We start from the raw sequence: 17,774 nt of genomic DNA on the forward strand, positions 1-17,774 counted from the left end.
CCGGGCGGGGAAGGGATGCGGTGGGGAGGCGCATGTGGAATCCACACGGAACCGACGGACGCGTACGAGGGGCCGGGCGGCGGCACTGGTGGCCGCGGCGGTGGCCCTGGCGGCGCCGCTGCTGGTCGTCGGGGGCGGGACGGCGCGGGCCGCTTCCTGCACCGCGACCACCGGGCCCTACCAGCGGCAGGTCGAGCAGTTCCTGGGGCGGCCGGTGGACGGCGTGCAGTCGGCGGCCGACTGCACGGCCATCAGGTCGTTCCAGGCGACGTACGGCATCACCCCGGCCGCGGGGTACGCCGGGCCGCTGACCTGGCAGACGATGAGCGTGATGCTGGCGCAGCGGGCGGCCGGCACCACCCCCAACCGGGACGGCTCGTGCCCGGTCGACCTGGGGCGGATCGCCTGCGTGGACCTGACGCGCCAGCTGAGCTGGGTGCAGGACGGCGGGAAACTGGTCTACGGCCCGGTGCCGGTGCGCACGGGCAAGGACGGGACCGAGACCCGGACCGGTCACAAGAAGATCTACTACCGCGACATCGACTTCTGGTCGACGCTCTACGACGTGGCGATGCCGTACGCGCAGTTCTTCGACGGCGGCATCGCCTTCCACTCCGTCGAGAAGAGCATGTGGAGCCCGCCCGGCTCCGGCGGCTGCGTCAACATGCGCCCGGCGGACGCCAAGGCCTACTGGAACCTGCTCCGCAACGGGGACGACGTCTACGTGTACGGGCGCAAGCCCGGCACCTGAGCGTCCCCCCGGGCGGCACCCGAACCGTTCCCCGCGCGGCGCCGGACGGCCGGGCTGCCGTTGTCAGACACCTCCGGTAGTTTTCGACGTAGTGGAACTACTGGGGGACGGCAGCCATGAGTGACCTCGCGACCAGCCCGGATCTCGATTCGGCGATGGACCGCTACCGGGTCGAGCTCACCGGTTACTGCTACCGGATGCTCGGCTCGTCCTTCGACGCCGAGGACGCGGTGCAGGACACGTACCTGCGCGCCTGGCGCGCCTACGACAAGTTCGAGGGCCGCTCCTCGCTGCGGTCCTGGCTGTACCGGATCGCCACCAACGTCTGCCTGGACCTGCTGAACGCCGGGAACAAGCGCGCCCGGCCGATGGACCTCGGCGCGCCGCAGCACCAGGCGTCGGCCGTGCTGAGCGAGCGGCCCGAGGTGACGTGGCTGGAGCCGGTGCCGGACGGACGGGTGCTGCCGCAGACCGCCGATCCGGCCGAGGCGGCGCTGGCGAAGGAGTCCGTCCGGCTCGCCTTCGTGGCCGCGCTCCAGCACCTGCCGGCGAAGCAGCGGGCCGTGCTGATCCTGCGCGAGGTGCTGGCCTGGAAGGCGGACGAGGTCGCGACGCTGCTGGACACGACGGTGGCGTCGGTCAACAGCGCCCTCCAGCGGGCGCGGGCCACCCTCGCCGGCCGGGGGATCCGGGCGAGCGATCCGGCGGACCCTTTGGACGCGGACCAGGCGAAGCTGCTGGAGCGGTACCTGAGTGCCTTCGAGGCGTACGACATCTCCCGGCTGACCGCCCTGCTGCACGAGGACGCGGTGCTGTCGATGCCTCCGTTCGACCTGTGGCTCCAGGGGCACGCGGACATCGCCGCGTGGCACCTGAACCAGGGCATCGGCTGCAAGGGGTCCCGGCTCGTCCCGACGACGGCGAACGGCATGCCGGCCTTCGGCCAGTACCGCCCGCGGGAGGACGGCCGGCCGGGGCACGAGCCGTGGGCGCTCCAGGTGCTGGAGATATCAGAGGGGAAGATCGTCGGCCTGAACGCCTTCCTGGACACCGCCCGGTGGTTCCCGCTGTTCGGGCTCCCCGAGCAGCTCGACGAGTCCTACGAGGTCCAGCAGGGCGCGTAGCTGCGGCGCGGCCCCGGCCAGGCTGAGGCGGACCCCGGCACGGCGGGCGGCGAGCGCCAGGCGGGCGAGCCCGTCCACCTCGGCGAGCCCGGTGGCGGTGAGCGCCCCGGCTGCGCACACCACCCACAGGGGGCGGGGGCCGTCGCGGCACAGAGCGTCGAGCCGCCCGGCGTCCTCGGGCGTCACGCCGGGGCCGGGCAGCACCAGTCTTCTGATCTCCACGAGGGGTTGACCGGGCCACGCCCCCGAACTCATCGGTACCGGCCCGTCGGCCGGGCGGACAGCCGTCGGCGCGGCTCCGGACGGGGAGCCGCGCCGACGGGGTTCAGTGCCCTTTCCGGGTGCCGGTCAGGCGATGCGGTCCAGCACGATCGGGTTCGCGGTGAAGGCGGTGCCCGCCGGGGCGATGTCGTAGGAGCCTTCCAGGGCGGCCAGCGCGTACTCGAACTTCTCCGGGGTGTCGGTGTGCAGGGTCATCAGGGCCTGTCCCGCGGTGACCGTCTCGCCCGGCTTCGCGTGGAGCTCGATGCCCGCACCCGCCTGGACGGGGTCCTCCTTGCGGGCGCGGCCAGCGCCCAGGCGCCAGGCGCCGACGCCCACCGCGTAGGCGTCCAGCCGGGTCAGGACACCGGAGGCGGGGGCGGTGACGACGTGGTGCTCGCGGGCGACGGGCAGGGTGGCGTCGGGGTCGCCGCCCTGGGCCGCGATCATCCGGCGCCACACGTCCATGGCGGAGCCGTCGGCGAGGGCCTTCGCCGGGTCGGCGTCCTTGATGCCCGCCGCGTCCAGCATCTCCCGGGCCAGGGCCAGGGTCAGCTCCACGACGTCGGCGGGACCGCCGCCGGCGAGGACCTCGACCGACTCACGGACCTCCAGCGCGTTGCCTGCGGTCAGGCCGAGCGGGGTGGACATGTCGGTGAGCAGGGCGATCGTCTTGACGCCGCTGTCGGTGCCGAGGGCGACCATGGTGGAGGCGAGCTCGCGCGCGTCCTCGATGTTCTTCATGAAGGCGCCGGAGCCGACCTTCACGTCCAGGACCAGCGAACCGGTGCCCTCCGCGATCTTCTTCGACATGATCGAGGAGGCGATCAGCGGGATCGCCTCGACCGTGCCGGTCACGTCGCGCAGCGCGTACAGCTTCTTGTCGGCGGGGGCCAGGCCGTCGCCCGCCGCGCAGATGACCGCGCCGGTGGTGTCGAGGACGTTCAGCATCTCCTCGTTGGAGAGCAGCGCCCGCCAGCCGGGGATGGACTCCAGCTTGTCCAGGGTTCCGCCGGTGTGGCCGAGACCCCGGCCGGAGAGCTGCGGCACGGCAGCGCCGCAGGCGGCGACGAGCGGGGCCAGGGGCAGGGTGATCTTGTCGCCGACGCCGCCCGTGGAGTGCTTGTCGGCGGTCGGGCGGGAGAGCGAGTCGAAGTTCATCCGCTCGCCGGAGGCGATCATCGCGGCGGTCCAGCGGGCGATCTCGGCCCGGTTCATGCCGTTCAGCAGGATGGCCATCGCCAGCGCCGACATCTGCTCGTCGGCCACGACTCCGCGCGTGTACGCGTCGATGACCCAGTCGATCTGTTCGGGGCTCAGTTCGCCGCGGTCGCGCTTGGTGCGGATGACGGAGATGACGTCCATGGAGTGCTTCCTTCTACGCGCATAGAGAGAGGTGGGGAGGATGTGACGGAAGAAAGACGACGGTCCTCCGCCCGGGAGGGGCGAAGGACCGTCGCTGCGGCTATCTCAGGTGGTCGGGCCCGAAGGCCTGCGGGAGCATCGCCGCGAGCGGCAGGACGCCTTCCGGCGTCTCCACCTGGAGTTCGGGGCCGCCGAACTCGAAGAGCAGCTGCCGGCAGCGGCCGCACGGGACCAGGATCTCGCCCTTGCCGTCCACGCAGGTGAAGTGCGTGAGCCGGCCGCCGCCGGTGGCCTGGAGGGCGGACACCAGCCCGCACTCGGCGCACAGGCCCAGCCCGTAGCTGGCGTTCTCCACGTTGCAGCCGACGACCGTACGGCCGTCGTCGACCAGGGCGGCCACGCCGACCGGGAAGCCCGAGTACGGGGCGTACGCCCGTGCCATCGCCTCCCGGGCGGCCGTCCGCAGGGCCTCCCAGTCCACCGTGGCGTGCGGGCTCACTTGCCCTGGCCCTTGCGGTACGGCAGGCCGTCCGCCTTCGGCATCCGCAGCCGCTGCGCCGACAGGGCGAGCACGAGCAGCGTCGTGACGTACGGGGCGGCGTCCACGAACTGGCTCGGGACGGCGTCGGTGAGCGCGTACCAGAGGAAGAGGCCGGCGGCGCAGGCGGCGGCGATGCCCGCCTGTACGTGCTTCTTCTTGTACAGCTGCCAGGCGACGACGAGCACGAGCAGGATCGCCAGGAGCAGGAGCATGGCGTGGACGTTCTCGGAGCCGCCGCGCAGCCGGAGGCTGTAGGTGAAGCCGAAGAGGCCCGAGCCGAGGGCCATGCCGCCCGGCATCCAGTTGCCGAAGATCATCGCGGCGAGACCGATGTAGCCGCGGCCGCCGGTCTGGCCCTCCTGGTAGATGCCGGTGGAGACGATCGCGAGGAACGCGCCGCCGAGACCGGCCATCGCGCCGGAGACGACGACGGCGATGTACTTGTACTTGTAGACGTTGACGCCGAGGGACTCGGCGGCGATCGGGTTCTCACCGCAGGAGCGCAGGCGCAGACCGAAGGAGGTCCGCCACAGGACCCACCAGGTGGCCGGGACCAGCAGGACCGCGACCACGGTCAGCAGCGAGAGGTTGGTGACCAGCCCGCCGAGGATCCCGGCGATGTCCGAGAGCAGGAACCAGTGCTTGCCCTGGAGGGTGGACAGCCAGTGCGAGAGCCCCGGGATGGTGATCTCGGTGATCGGCTCGATGCGCGGGGACTGCTTGGAGGAACCGCCCGGGACCGTGTCGAAGGTGAAGTTCGACAGGTACTGGGTGAAGCCGACCGCCAGGATGTTCACGGCCACACCGGAGACGATGTGGTTGACGTTGAACGTCACGGTGATGATCGCGTGCAGCAGGCCGCCGATGGCGCCGCCGACGATGCCCATGAGGACACCGGTCCACGGACCCCACTGGTAGCCGGCCCAGGCGCCGAACCAGGTGCCCAGGATCATCATGCCTTCGAGGCCGATGTTGACCACGCCCGCGCGCTCGGCCCACAGACCGCCGAGGCCCGCGAGGGCGATCGGCACGGCGAGCTGGAGGGCGCCGGAGACCTGACCGACGGAGGTCAGGTCGTCGGCTCCGGAAATGATCCGGACCAGGGAGATCAGGGCGATTCCGCCCGCGATCATCAGCAGGATCCAGGGCAGGGTGAGCTTGCGGCGGCCGCCGCCCTTCTTGGGCGCGGCGCTCGTCGCGGAAACGGTGCTGGTGCTCACGCCGCGACCTCCTTGTTGTCGGTCTTGAGGGCGTGGCCGGCGGCCAGCTCTTCGCCGACCTTCTGCTGCTGGCGGCGGATGCCGTAGCGGCGGACGAGCTCGTAGCTGACGACGACGGCGATCACGATCAGGCCCTGCAGGATCGTGCCGATCTCCTTGGCGTAGCCGTTCTGGTCGAGACCGGCGGAGGCCTTGTCGATGAAGGCGATCAGGAGTGCCGAGAAGAAGATGCCGAGGGGGTTGTTCCGGCCGAGCAGGGCGATGGTGATGCCGGTGAAGCCGATGCCCAGCGGGAAGGACAGGTTGTAGGTGTGCGACTCGCCGAGCAGCAGCGGCATGCCCGTCAGGCCGGCGACCGCGCCGGAGATGAGCATCGACGTCATGATCATCTTCTTGGCGTCCACACCGGAGGCCTGGGCGGCGGTCTCACTGGCGCCCGTGGCGCGCAGGTCGAAGCCGAAGCGGGTCCGGTTCAGCACGAACCAGTAGACGATGCCGAGGGCGAAGGCCACGAAGGTGAAGCCGTAGATGTCGCCGCCGGACAGCGGGAGCGACGGGAACCAGCCCGACTCGGGGATGTCACCGGTGGTGAGGTCGTTGGAACCGGCCGGCTGGACGCCGAAGTTCTTCGGCAGGATCAGCCAGGCGATCAGCGAGGTCGCGATGGCGTTGAGCATGATCGTGGAGACGACCTCGCTCACGCCGCGGCGCGCCTTGAGGGCGCCCGCGATACCGGCCCAGAAGGCACCCGTGAGCATGGCGACGACCACGATCAGCAGGACGTGCAGCGGACCGGGCAGCGAGACCGCCGTGCCGACCACCGCGGAGATCATCGCCGCGAGGCGGTACTGGCCGTCGACGCCGATGTTGAAGAGGTTCATCCGGAAGCCGATGGCGACGGCCAGGGCTGCCAGGTAGTAAATGCCGGCCTGGTTGATGATCAGGACCTGGATGTCCTCGTAACCGGCCTGTTCGATCATGATGCGCAGCGGGTCGATCGGGTCGACACCCGACGCGGCCAGCACGATCACGGTCAGCACCAAGGCGCTGACCAGCGCGAGCACCGGTCCGGCGACCGAGAGCAGCAGCCGGTCCTTGTCGAGTTTCTTCATCGGGCCTCGTCCTCCGTCGTGTCACCGTCGGCAGCGGCGGAGCCTTCAACGTGGTCGTTGTTCGCTTCCAGGTGCCCGGTGGCGGCACCCGTCATGGCGGTGCCCAGCTCCTCGGGCGTGATGGTCGCCGGATCGGCGTCCGCGACCAGGCGGCCGCGGTAGATGACGCGCAGGGTGTCGGACAGGCCGATCAGCTCGTCGAGGTCGGCGGAGATGAGCAGCACGGCCAGGCCCTCGCGCCGGGCCTCGCGGATGGCGTCCCAGATCTGCGCCTGCGCACCGACGTCCACACCGCGGGTGGGGTGGGCGGCGATGAGGAACTTGGGGTTGTGGCTCATCTCGCGGCCGACGATCAGCTTCTGCTGGTTGCCGCCGGACAGGGAGGCCGCGGTGACGTCGATGCCCGGGGTGCGGACGTCGTACTCGCGCACGATGCGCTCGGTGTCCTTGCGGGCGGCCTTGGGGTCGAGGACACCGCGCTTGGAGTTCGGCGCCTCGGTGACGTGGCCGAGGATGCGGTTCTCCCACAGCGGGGACTCCAGCAGCAGGCCGTGCCGGTGGCGGTCCTCGGGGATGTAACCGATGCCTCCCTCGCGGCGCTTTCGCGTCGGGGTGGTGGAGATGTCCCGGCCGTCGAGGGTGATGACGCCGCCGTCGGGGATGCTCATGCCCATGAGGGCGTCGATGAGCTCCGTCTGGCCGTTGCCCTCCACACCGGCGATGCCGAGGACCTCGCCCTTGTGGATGGTGAAGTTGATGCCGGCGAGCACCTCGCGGACGATCCCGTCCGGGTCGACGGCGGCCAGCCGCAGGTCCTGGACCTGGAGCATCGGCGTCTCGGTCACCGTGGACTCGCGGGTCTCCGGCGAGGGCAGCTCGCTGCCGACCATCAGCTCGGCGAGCTGCTTGGTGGTGGCGGTGCGGGGGTCGGCGGTGCCGACCGTGGTGCCGCGGCGGATGACGGTGATGTCGTCGGCGACCTTGAGCACCTCGCCCAGCTTGTGCGAGATGAAGATGACGGTCAGGCCCTCGGCCTTGAGCTCGCGCAGGTTGTCGAAGAGCGCGTCCACTTCCTGCGGCACGAGCACGGCGGTCGGCTCGTCGAGGATCAGTGTGCGGGCGCCGCGGTAGAGGACCTTGAGGATCTCCACGCGCTGGCGGTCGGCGACGCCGAGCTCCTCGACGAGGGCGTCGGGGCGGACCCCGAGACCGTACGCGTCGGAGATCTCCATGATCTTCTTGCGGGCCTTGCCGCCGATCCCGTACAGCTTCTCGCCGCCGAGGACGACGTTCTCCAGGACGGTGAGGTTGTCGGCGAGCATGAAGTGCTGGTGCACCATGCCGATGCCGCGGGCGATGGCGTCGCCCGGGTTGGCGAAGGAGACCTGCTCCCCGTCGACGGCGATGGTGCCCTCGTCCGGCTTCTGCATGCCGTAGAGGATCTTCATCAGGGTCGACTTGCCGGCACCGTTCTCACCGATGAGGGCGTGGACCGTGCCCTTGCGGACGGTGATGTCGATGTCCTTGTTGGCGACGACGCCGGGGAAACGCTTGGTGATGCCGTGCAGTTCTACGGCGGGGGGGCTGGACGCGTTGATGACGCACTCTCCTTGGCGCGAAGGAGCGGAAGGCAGGGGGACAGGGCGGGGAGAGAAGGTACCGCGTCCACGGTTCCTCTACGCGCGTAGCACTGTCGGAAGTGAAAAGTCGTGACCAGGTGGCCACGTGACGCGGGCCGGGGCCCGGATGACGGCAGAGCCGCTACCCGGACCCCGGAAAAACCGATCGGCGCTCAGGCCGTCCCTTACGGGGCGGTCTTGACGGTGATCTTCTTGGCGATGATGTCGGCCTTGGCCTTCTCCACCGCGGCGGTGACGTCGGCCATCGCCTTGTACTGCGGGTTGGAGTCGGCCAGGGCGACTCCGTTCTTGTCCAGGCCGTAGCGGACCTCGCCGGACTCCGGCTTGCCGTCCTTGACCGACTTGATCAGGTCGAAGACCGAGAGGGACACGTCCTTGGTGACCGAGGTCAGGATGTGGTCCTTGTACTTGGCGAGACCGGGCTGGTTGTACTGGTCCGAGTCGACACCGATGGCCCACTTGCCGGCGGTGGCGGCGGCCTCGATGGCACCCGAGCCCGCGAGGCCGGCGGCGGCGTAGACCACGTCGGCGCCACCGTCGAGCTGGCCCTTGGCGGCGGCCTTGCCGAGGTCGGGCTTGGCGAAGCCCGAGAAGTCCGGCGGCTGGGTCAGGTAGGTCGACAGCACCTTGGCGTTCGGGTTGGTGTCCTTGACGCCCTGCTCGAAGCCCGCCTGGAACTTCTTGATCAGCGGGACCTCGACACCGCCGATGAAGCCGACCGTGCCGGTCTTCGACGTCTTGGCGGCGGCGACGCCGGCCAGGTAGGAGCCCTGCTCCTCGTTGAAGACCAGGTTCGCGATGTTCTTGTCGGTCTGCGAGGTGTCGTCGATGATGCCGAACGTGGTGTCCGGGAACTTCGCCGCGACCTTCTTGATGGCCGGCGCGTAGGAGAAACCGACGCCGATGACCGGGTTGTTGCCCTTGCGCGCGAGCTCGGTCAGGCGCTGGACCTTGTCGGCCTCGGACTCGCCCTCGGTGGGCTCCGCCTCGGCGGTCTTGATCTTGAGTTCGGTCTTCGCCTTCTCAAGACCGGCGTAAGCGGCGTCGTTGAACGACTGGTCGCCGCGGCCGCCGATGTCGTACGCGATGGCGGCGCTGGCCTCCTTCGTCCCGGAGGAGGAGGCGGACGAACCGGCGTCCGACGACTTCTTTCCGCCACAGGCGGTGGCCGAGAGGGCCAGCGCCGCGGACGCGAGGCCCACGGTGGCGATCCTGGTGATCCGGCGCAAGGGGAGGCTCCTTCAAAACCTGACCGAAGCGCCACGACCGGCGCTGGTTTCGCGGCGATCGTAACGCGCGTAGATGTCAGTTAAGAGCCCGTTCATGAGTCGTTATCGGATCGTCGCGAACCGGACAGTGACCGATTGGTAACCGGTCGAGCGTCCAGCCCTTGCGTATCAAGGGCTGGACAGGTGCGCCGGGTGCCGCTCAGATGTTGTACAGATTTTGCCCTGGCTTTTACCTGGAGGGCTTGGCACGCCGCCCGTCGAGCAGTGCGGCGGCCGTGAAGAACTCCACGCCCACCGTGATCGCCGACTCGTCCACGTCGAAGTCGCCGCGGTGCAGGTCGCGCTTGGCCGGATCACCGGGCTTGTGCACCCCGAGGCGGGCCATGGCGCCCGGCACGTGCTCCAGGTACCAGGAGAAGTCCTCGCCGCCCAGGCTCTGCTCGGTGTCCTCGATCGCCTCCGGACCGCGGCGGGCCGCCATCGCCTCCCGCAGCAGCTCGGTGACCACCGGGTCGTTGACCACCGGCGGCACGCCCCGTACGTAGGTGATCTCGGACTTGGCCCCGTGCAGGGCCGCGACCTCGTCGATCGCCGCGTGGATCTGGTCGGGGGCCCCGTGCCAGGCGTTCAGGTCCAGGCACCGCACGGTTCCGGACAGCTCCGCGTGCATCGGGATGACGTTGCAGGCGTGCCCCGCCTCGATCCGGCCCCAGGTGACCGACATGCCCGAGCGGGCGTCCATCCGCCGGGCCAGCACGGCCGGTACGTCGACCGCGACGCGGGCGGCCGCCGTGACCAGGTCGGTGGTCAGGTGGGGGCGGGCGGTGTGGCCGCCGGGGCCCGCCAGGGTGACCTCCAGCCGGTCGCAGGCCGAGGTGATGGGGCCGGGGCGCAGCCCGATCTTCCCGGCGTCGACGCGGGGGTCGCAGTGCACGGCGATGATCTGGCCGACGCCGTCCAGCACCCCGTCCTCGATGGCGTCGCTCGCGCCGCCCGGCAGGACCTCCTCGGCGGGCTGGAACAGCAGCCGGACGGGACGCGGCAGCAGCCCCTGGCGGTCGAGCTCGGCGAGCACCAGGCCGGCGCCGAGCACGGTCACGGTGTGGACGTCGTGGCCGCAGGCGTGCGCCCGGTCGGGGACGGTCGAGCGGTAGGGGACGTGGGTCTTGGTGTCCGGGATGGGCAGGGCGTCGATGTCCGCGCGCAGGGCCAGCACGGGCTCTACGCCGTCCCAGGTGCCGACGTCACAGATCAGGCCGGTGCCCGTGCTCAGCACCCGTGGGCGCAGGCCGGCTTTTTCCAGCCGGGCCTTGATCGCCGCCGTGGTGCGGAACTCCTGGTGCCCGAGCTCGGGATGCATGTGCAGGTCCCGGCGGAAGGCGATCAGTTCGGCACGCAGGTGGTCCGGAAGCGTGCCGGGCAGCTCGGGCCGGTCGGGCGTGCCGGGCAGGGCGGTCTGGGACTCGCGGGACATCAACTGGTTCACCCGTTGAAGGGTAGGCGCACGGATGGGTCAACTGGCCGGAGATCACAAAAAGTTCATGCCGTTAGGGGATAGAAACCCGGCCTCCGGACGCATGACCGGATGCGCCGGAGGGTAAACTCGCGCGCTCATCCGGCCGCAGGAGCCGCCTGAGCGGGGAGTCTGCGCACACCGCGGGCCGTGCCGGTGACCCCGGCGAGGAAGCCGCGGGCCCGGGGGGATGCGGCCGCCGTGAGCCAGCCCGGTTCGACGTCGCACACGGCGACGGTGACGCCGGTGCCGGCCAGGGCGTACGGCAGGGTGTGGACGACCGTGGACGGGAAGCTGACGATGGTCCGGCCCACCGGTCCCCGCCGGGCGATCAGCTCCAGGGGCAGGTCCGGCCGTACGATCTCCAGCCCGGCCGCCTCGCTCAGCGTCCGCAGCTTCTCCGGGGACTCCCGGCGGTGCGCGAAGTACCGCGTCGCGCCGTGCTCCCGGGTCAGCGCGCACACGGCGTCGAGGTAGCGGGCCGGGTCCACCACGCCGGTCTCCACGAGCGAGGTGCCGACCAGGTCGGTGCCCTTGGTCAGGCGGGGCGGGCCGAAGCGGGAGCGGGTCCAGGCGAAGTCGTTGACCTCCAGCTCCATCCCGGGCAGCGCGGTGACCGGCATCGAGGTGAACACCCGTACCCGGCGGCGCCCGCCCGGGGTGAGGCGGCGCCGCGCGGTCCCGGAGACCGGGGCGTACGCGAGCTCCCGCACCCGGGACGCGGTGCCGCCGCCGGTGCGGTGCCAGCGGCGCAGCCGTTCGCCGCGGCCGAGCTGCGCGACGAACTCCATGGTGGCGGTGCCGTCGTCGACGACGACCAGTTCGGCGGTGCGGGCCGCCGGGGCGAGCAGGAGCTGGACGAAGCGGGAGAAGGGGTCGCCGACCACGATCCGCTCGGCCCGGCGCACTTCCCCGGCGAGCGCCCTCACCGCCCGCAGCGGGGCCCCGGCGCCCCCGCGCGCCTCCTGCCACCGGACGGTGAACCCCTCGTCGCGGGCCAGGGCGGCGACGCGGCGCAACTGGCCGCGGGACATGGGGTCGGTGGGCGGCAGGACGGTGATCAGCGGAGTGCGGGACGGCCGGCCGGCCGCGTCGCGGGAGGCGGCGGTGGGCTGACGGGGCACGGCGCCGAGGAGCGGGGCGCGGCCGGGGCCGTTCTCGGCGTGGGCCCATTCCAGGACGTTGAGCAGCTGGACCGGGCTCTCCACGAAGGCCAGGGTCGGGGCGGGGGCGGCGGAGGGGGCGGGGGCGGAGGCTGAGGGGGCGGAGGCTGAGGGGGTCACCACGTACTCCTCGTCAGAGGCGGGCGGGGTCAGACGGCGGCGGGGACCTGGCCGGAGAAGCGGCGGAGCTTCTTCATCGGCGCCAGCTCGGAGTCGTAGACGCGCTTGACGCCGTCCCCGAGGGCGGTCTCGATGGTGCGGATGTCGCGGACCAGGCGGGCGAGGCCGCCTGGTTCCACGGAGGCGGCCTGGTCGGAGCCCCACATCGCCCGGTCGAGGGTGATGTGCCGCTCGACGAACGCGGCGCCGAGGGCGACGGCGGCCAGGGTGGTCTGCAGGCCCGTCTCGTGGCCGGAGTAGCCGATCGGGACGTTGGGGTACTCCTCCCGCAGGGTGTTGATCACCCGCAGGTTGAGCTCCTCCGCCTTGGCGGGGTACGTCGAAGTGGCGTGACAGAGCAGGATGTTGTCACTGCCGAGCACCTCGACGGCGTGCCGGATCTGCTTCGGGGTGGACATGCCGGTGGACAGCACGACGGTCCGGCCGGTGGCGCGCAGGGCGCGCAGCAGCTCGTCGTCCGTGAGGCAGGCGGAGGCCACCTTGTGGGCGGGAGGGTCGAACTTCTCCAGGAAGGCGAGGGCCTCGGTGTCCCAGGGGGAGGCGAACCAGTCGATGCCGCGCGCGGCGCAGTGCGCGTCGATGGCGCGGTAGCCGTCCTCGTCGAACTCGACGCGGTGGCGGTAGTCGATGTAGGTCATCCGGCCCCAGGGCGTGTCGCGCTCTATGTCCCACTGGTCGCGGGGGGTGCAGATCTCCGGGGTGCGCTTTTGGAACTTCACGGCGTCGCAGCTGGCGTCGGCGGCGGCGTCGATCAGGGCGAAGGCGTTGCCGAGGTCGCCGTTGTGGTTGATGCCGATCTCGCCGACGACGTAGACGGGCCGACCGGGGCCGGCGAGGCGCTCGCCGAAGCCGCGCAGACGGGTGGTGGAGCTCATGGCGGGTGACGTCCTTCGTACGGGGGGCGGGTTGTCGAGGGGGTCGAGGGGGGTGTCGAGCAGGGGGGCGAGGAGGCGGGCGCGGGCCAGGTCGTGGGGGTCGTCGACCTCCAGGACGCGCGCCGGATCGGTGACGACGGGCCGGGTCCGCCCGAAGAAGCGGTGCCGGGCGACGCGGAAGCCGTCGGCGGCCATGGCGTAGGCGGCGCCGGTCTCCAGCAGGTCCTCGGGGCGGTCCTGGCGGCGGGGGCGGTAGGCGGCCTCGTGGTTGACGCCGGCTCCGCTGCCGTCGGGCCCCGCCCGCCAGAGGAAGCCGTGGAACGGGGCCACGGTCAGGGCGGAGTCGGCGGCGCCGGAAGCGACGGCCGTGGCCACGGATTCGATGTCGGACGGGGTCAGGAAGGGGCTGGTGCACTGGACCAGGAGGACCACGTCGACGGTGAGGGAGTGCAGCTCCTCGAAGGAGTCCAGCGCGTGGAGCAGGGCGGCTTCGCTGCTCGCGGTGTCCCCCGCGAGGGCGGCGGGCCGGCGCAGGGCGACCGCCCCGGCGGCCCGGGCGGCGGCGGCGACGGCCTCGGAGTCGGTGGAGACGAGCACGTCGGTGACGGCGGGGGCCGCCCGGCAGGCCCGCACGGCGCGGGCCACGAGCGGGATCCCCCCGACCTCGGCGAGGTTCTTGCCCGGCACCCCCTTGGACCCGCCCCGGGCCGGGATCACGGCGAGCACCCGGGGGGCGGGGGCGGCGTCCCCGGGCGCGGGCGGGGGCGCTGCGGCCACGGGTGCGGGCGCGTCGGGCCGCCGTCCGGCCACGGGCACGGGCGGGGGCGCTGCGGCCGCGGGCGCGTCGGGCCGCGGTCCGGCCACGGGCACGGGCGCGTCGGGCCGCCGTCCGGCCACGGGCGCGGGCGGGGGCGCTGCGGCCACGGGTGCGGGCGCGTCGGGCCGCGGTCCGGGGCGGCGGCTCACAGCTCCCCCAGGCGGCGGATCACCGGGGCCACCCGCTGGACCCCGTGCCGGTACGCCCCCCGTGCGGCCTCGCGCAGCCGGCCCCGGAGCCAGCGGCCGGCCCGGGACTCCCCGGAGCCGCGCCGGACGGCGCCGGGCAGCGGGGTGCCGTCGGGGGCGAGGTGGTGGCGGGCCAGGATCCCGGGCAGGTAACCGGGCGCGGTGGCCCGTGTGTAGTACGGGGCGACGGGCGGGAGTTGCTCCCGGGCGAGCAGCTGCGCGAGCCGGGTCCGGGCGGCGGCGAAGGGCTCCCCGGCAGGGGACACGCCCTGCTGCGCGAGCCAGGCCGGGTCGGCAACCGGCAGGAACCCCTCGTCCAGCCGGTCCCAGGAGGCGAGGCAACCGGAGCCGAGGAAGTGGTGGTTGCCGAGCGCCTCGCGGATGCCGAGGTCGGTCAGCACGGCGGTCGGGACGCCCCGGTGCATGGCTTCCAGGGCGGCGGTGGACGAGACCGTGACCAGCAGGTCGGCGCCGTCCAGTACGGCGCCCATGTTCCCGTACACCAGACGGCAGTTACGTGGCAGCCCGCCGGGCAGCCGCTCCGCCAGCCGCTGGTACGGGTGCTCCTCCAGGTGCGTGGTGTGCTCCCCGGGCCGGCTGCGCAGCTTGACCAGTACCTCCCGGCCGGGGTGGAGCCGGGCATGGGCGGCGGCCCGCGCGAGCAGGTACGTACGGTCGGCGCGGCTCTCGGGCACGGAGGGCTGCACGGCGAAGACGACGGTGCGTGCGGCGGCGCCCGGTTCGTGCGGGGCCCCTTCGAGGAAGGGCAGCGCGGTCTCGGTGACGGAGTCCGACACGGCCCCGGCCCCCTCGTACACGGCGCGGAAACGGGCGGCGTCGTAGGGGGAGTTCGCGAGGACCAGGTCGGCTCCGTGCCGCAGCAGCAGCCCGTCGGTGAGCTTCTCGTAGACCACGCCGACGTAACCGGTGACGAGGACGGGGCGGGTGGCCGGCTCGGGCCACAGGGCGCGCACCCCGTGCAGGACGGCCTGGACGGCGCCGCCGACGAGGGCCAGGACGATCACGTCGTAGCGCTCGGCGCCGCGCGCCCGCCCGATCTCGGCGAGGAACTCCGCGCAGGTCACCTCGGCCGGGCCGGCCGGGCCCGTCCCGATGCCGACCTCACCGAGCTGGCGTGCGGTCGGGGTGGCCCGGCCGCGCAGCAGGAATCCGGCGGGCCGGTGGTCGGGCGCGAGGCGCCGGGCGGTGAGCGCGCCCCATTTCCATCGCGTATCGGAATCGGCGAGTACGGCGATGCGGAGATCGCCACGATTACTGGTGGCTGGCACCCGGCAGAAGCTATTGCGCATTTCCGCTGACCGGCCCAACGACCGCACAACAGCTGGTTAACAACCCGTCGACGTCATGCGAAAGCGCACGGGTTAACGCGACCGCCCGGCGTCGTTCACACGCAGTCCTCGTACGGGCCATGGTGAATGCCGGGCGGCGTCCTAAGGTCACGCGGGTGCCCAAGCTCTCTGTCGTCGTGCCGTTCTACAACGTGCAGACATATGCGCCGGACGCCCTGCGGAGTCTCGAACTGAACGCCCGGGAGGATTTCGAGTTCCTCCTCGTGGACGACTGTTCGACGGACGGGACGGCCGCCCTGCTGGAGCGGGCGGCGGACCGGCTGCCCGGCGCCGTACTCCTCGCGCGGGAGGGGAACGGCGGTCTCGCCACGGCGCGCAACACCGGTCTGGACGCGGCGCGCGGGGAGTACCTCGCCTTCCTGGACGGCGACGACTGGCTCGCGCCGGGCCATCTGGCCCGCACCCTGGCCGCGGTCGAGGCGCTCGGCTGCGATTTCGTGCGGACCGACCACGTGCAGGTGACCGGCCGGGCGCGGAGCGTGCAGCGGGTGCCGTTCGGGCCGCAGGCAGTCGTGGCCGGCCCCCGCTCCGCGATCCTGCCCGCCTCGCGGGCGACGGCGGTCGACTATCCGTACGCCTGGGCGGGGATGTACCACCGGCGGCTGCTGGACCGGGGACTGCTGCATTTCACGGACGGGCTGCGGACGGCGGAGGACCGGCCGTGGATCTGGCGGCTGCACCGTGGGGCGAAATCCTTCGCCGCGATCGGGGAAGCCGGAATCTTCTACCGGCGCGGCATTTCCACCTCGCTGACCCAGATCGGGGACGAGCGTCAGCTCGATTTCATTCGCGCATTCGATCAAGTCCTGTCGGATACCGCCACGGACCCGGAATCTGCACTGCTCCTGCCGAAAGCCGTTCGAACGTATTGCGCGATCATCGCCCATCAGATCGGATCCATCGAGAGGTTCGAACCGGCCGTGGCCCGAAAACTCCGCTCACTGAGCGCCGCCGCGCTGACGCGCATGCCCGGCGCGCTGCTGGACCAGGCGCTGGACTCGATGGACGCCGACCGCTCCGCCCTGCTGCGCCGGCTGCGCCGCCGCGCCACCCCTGCGGGGGCCGCCGCGTGAGCGTCACCCAGGTCTTCCTCGCCTCCACCCCGTACGGGACGGCCACCCTCGCGGCGGCCCTCGACGCGAAACGCTTTCCGCCGGCCGGCCGCCGCATCCTGCTGACCAGCAACCACTCCCCCGCCCCCGAGGTCACCCCGGGGCTCACCGCCGTGCCGGGCTTCGCCGCGCTGCGCTCCCGTTTCGACGAGGTGATCGACTGGAACGCCGTCATCGCGCCGCAGCACCCGGGCGTCTGGGCGCCGCGCGAGGAGGACGTGCCGATGTGGGAGCGGCAGTTGCGCGCGCTGTGGGGGCTCGGGGAGGACCGGGTCGAGCTCGTCGTGGAGTCGCTGCAGGTCCCTCCCGCGCAGAGCCTGTGCCGACTGTTCCCCGGCGCCGCAGTCGACGTCTACGCCGACGGGCTGATGAGCTACGGTCCCACCCGCTTCCGGCTCGACCCGCAGATCGGGACGCGGGTGCGGCGGGTGCTGCACCTGGACCTGGTGCCCGGGCTGGAGCCGCTGCTGCTGACGGAGTTCGGGGTCCCCGGGGAACTGGTGCCCACCGCCCACTTCTTGGAGGTGGTGGCCGAACTCGCGTCCTGCGCGCAGCCGGTGCCGGCCGTCGGCGGTGGCCCGGCACTGCTGCTCGGGCAGTACCTGTCGGCGCTGGAGCTGATGTCGGCGGCCGAGGAGGAGGAACTGCACGCGCAGATGGTGCGCGGCGCGTTCGCGCGGGGCCACCGGGAGCTGGTCTTCAAACCGCACCCGAGCGCCCCGGCGCGGTACTCGCTGCGGGCCGAGGTGGAGGCACGGCGGCTGGGGGCGCGGCTGACGGTGATCGGGGAGCCGGTACTGGCGGAGACGCTGTACGAGCGGCTGCGGCCGGCGCTGGTGGTGGGGTGCTTCTCGACGGCGCTGCTCACCGCGGCGACGCTGTACGGGATCCCGGTCGCGCGGACGGGGACGGAGGCCGTGCTGGCCCGCCTGGAGCCCTACCAGAACAGCAACCGGATCCCGCTGACGCTGGTGGACGCGCTGCTGCCGGAGCTGTCCGGGGCCGCGTCCCCCGCCGTGGCGGACGTGGCCGCCCTGGTCGCGGCGGTCGGTTTCACGATGCAGCCGCGCGTCCTCGCGGCGCGGCGCGGGGAGGCACAGACGTACCTCTCGGGGTCGCTGACCCCGCGGACCCGGCGGTACTTCACGCGCCGCCGTCTGACGGTGCTGGGGCTGCCGGGCGGTGTCCCGGCGCGGCTGGCCTTCCTGCCGCGCAACCCGCGGCTGCGCCGGGCGGCCCGCCGCGTGCTGCGCCGTCTGCGCTGAACGGCGGGCGCGGCGACCGGCGCGCGGCGACCGGACCGTCGGCCCGTT

General features: G+C 72.3%; 15 protein-coding genes and 1 pseudogene. 4 read left to right on the forward strand and 12 right to left on the reverse strand.

The features are described from left to right. The first annotated feature begins 85 nt into the window (after positions 1–85). Both OG861_RS12280 and OG861_RS12285 read left to right on the forward strand, forming a co-directional pair. Positions 86–751: a L,D-transpeptidase family protein gene (locus OG861_RS12280; protein ID WP_443056780.1), complete on the forward strand. Its 666-nt coding sequence runs from the start codon at positions 86–88 to the stop codon at positions 749–751. Positions 752–867: 116 nt separating this feature from the next. Continuing rightward, a complete protein-coding gene (locus OG861_RS12285) occupies positions 868–1,875 on the forward strand; it encodes a sigma-70 family RNA polymerase sigma factor (protein ID WP_329197712.1) in 1,008 nt (335 codons plus the stop codon). On the opposite strand, the gene OG861_RS12290 is transcribed toward OG861_RS12285, so the two are convergent. The 12 genes and pseudogenes from OG861_RS12290 to OG861_RS12345 form a co-directional block, all read right to left on the reverse strand. After that, the gene (locus OG861_RS12290) at positions 1,762–2,097 is read right to left on the reverse strand and encodes a hypothetical protein (protein WP_329197710.1); all 336 of its coding nucleotides are present in this window, start codon (positions 2,095–2,097) and stop codon (positions 1,762–1,764) included. The genes OG861_RS12285 and OG861_RS12290 overlap by 114 nt on opposite strands. A gap of 126 nt (positions 2,098–2,223) precedes the next feature. Next, positions 2,224–3,501 (reverse strand): thymidine phosphorylase, encoded by a 1,278-nt coding sequence (locus OG861_RS12295; RefSeq protein WP_329197708.1) that lies wholly within the window; start codon positions 3,499–3,501, stop codon positions 2,224–2,226. A gap of 100 nt (positions 3,502–3,601) precedes the next feature. Further along, positions 3,602–4,000 carry a cytidine deaminase gene (locus tag OG861_RS12300; RefSeq protein WP_329197707.1) on the reverse strand — a complete coding sequence of 133 codons (399 nt, stop codon included), beginning with the start codon at positions 3,998–4,000 and terminating at the stop codon, positions 3,602–3,604. Further along, positions 3,997–5,262: an ABC transporter permease gene (locus tag OG861_RS12305; RefSeq protein ID WP_329197706.1), complete on the reverse strand. Its 1,266-nt coding sequence runs from the start codon at positions 5,260–5,262 to the stop codon at positions 3,997–3,999. Before OG861_RS12305 ends, OG861_RS12300 begins: the two co-directional genes overlap by 4 nt. Further along, positions 5,259–6,374: an ABC transporter permease gene (locus OG861_RS12310; protein ID WP_329197705.1), complete on the reverse strand. Its 1,116-nt coding sequence runs from the start codon at positions 6,372–6,374 to the stop codon at positions 5,259–5,261. The genes OG861_RS12305 and OG861_RS12310 overlap by 4 nt, the downstream gene beginning before the upstream one ends. Continuing rightward, positions 6,371–7,942 (reverse strand): ABC transporter ATP-binding protein, encoded by a 1,572-nt coding sequence (locus OG861_RS12315; protein ID WP_329202397.1) that lies wholly within the window; start codon positions 7,940–7,942, stop codon positions 6,371–6,373. Before OG861_RS12315 ends, OG861_RS12310 begins: the two co-directional genes overlap by 4 nt. Before the next feature lie 236 nt (positions 7,943–8,178). After that, entirely contained in the window at positions 8,179–9,243 is a 1,065-nt protein-coding gene (locus tag OG861_RS12320; protein WP_329197704.1) for a BMP family lipoprotein, read from the reverse strand. A gap of 229 nt (positions 9,244–9,472) precedes the next feature. Continuing rightward, positions 9,473–10,717 carry an amidohydrolase gene (locus OG861_RS12325; protein WP_329202395.1) on the reverse strand — a complete coding sequence of 415 codons (1,245 nt, stop codon included), beginning with the start codon at positions 10,715–10,717 and terminating at the stop codon, positions 9,473–9,475. Between the two features lie 137 nt (positions 10,718–10,854). Next, positions 10,855–11,973: a hypothetical protein gene (locus OG861_RS12330; RefSeq protein ID WP_329202393.1), complete on the reverse strand. Its 1,119-nt coding sequence runs from the start codon at positions 11,971–11,973 to the stop codon at positions 10,855–10,857. 95 nt (positions 11,974–12,068) lie between these two features. Then, a complete protein-coding gene (locus OG861_RS12335) occupies positions 12,069–12,974 on the reverse strand; it encodes an N-acetylneuraminate synthase family protein (RefSeq protein ID WP_329202391.1) in 906 nt (301 codons plus the stop codon). Positions 12,975–13,313: 339 nt separating this feature from the next. After that, positions 13,314–13,940, reverse strand: a pseudogene (locus tag OG861_RS12340) (acylneuraminate cytidylyltransferase family protein); the annotation flags it as partial. Beyond that, complete coding sequence (locus OG861_RS12345; RefSeq protein ID WP_329375150.1) at positions 13,937–15,268, reverse strand: DUF6716 putative glycosyltransferase; 1,332 nt, start codon at positions 15,266–15,268, stop codon at positions 13,937–13,939. The pseudogene OG861_RS12340 and the gene OG861_RS12345, both read right to left, overlap by 4 nt. Before the next feature lie 176 nt (positions 15,269–15,444). Between OG861_RS12345 and OG861_RS12350 the strand changes: the two genes are divergently transcribed. Together OG861_RS12350 and OG861_RS12355 are read left to right on the forward strand one after the other, a co-directional pair. Then, the gene (locus tag OG861_RS12350) at positions 15,445–16,422 is read left to right on the forward strand and encodes a glycosyltransferase family 2 protein (RefSeq protein WP_329197702.1); all 978 of its coding nucleotides are present in this window, start codon (positions 15,445–15,447) and stop codon (positions 16,420–16,422) included. Further along, positions 16,419–17,726, forward strand: coding sequence for a polysialyltransferase family glycosyltransferase (locus OG861_RS12355; protein ID WP_329197701.1), 1,308 nt, complete (start codon positions 16,419–16,421; stop codon positions 17,724–17,726). The genes OG861_RS12350 and OG861_RS12355 overlap by 4 nt, the downstream gene beginning before the upstream one ends. The last annotated feature ends 48 nt before the right edge of the window (positions 17,727–17,774 follow it).

It is taken from the genome of Streptomyces sp. NBC_00539 (assembly GCF_036346105.1).
GTDB lineage: Bacteria > Actinomycetota > Actinomycetes > Streptomycetales > Streptomycetaceae > Streptomyces.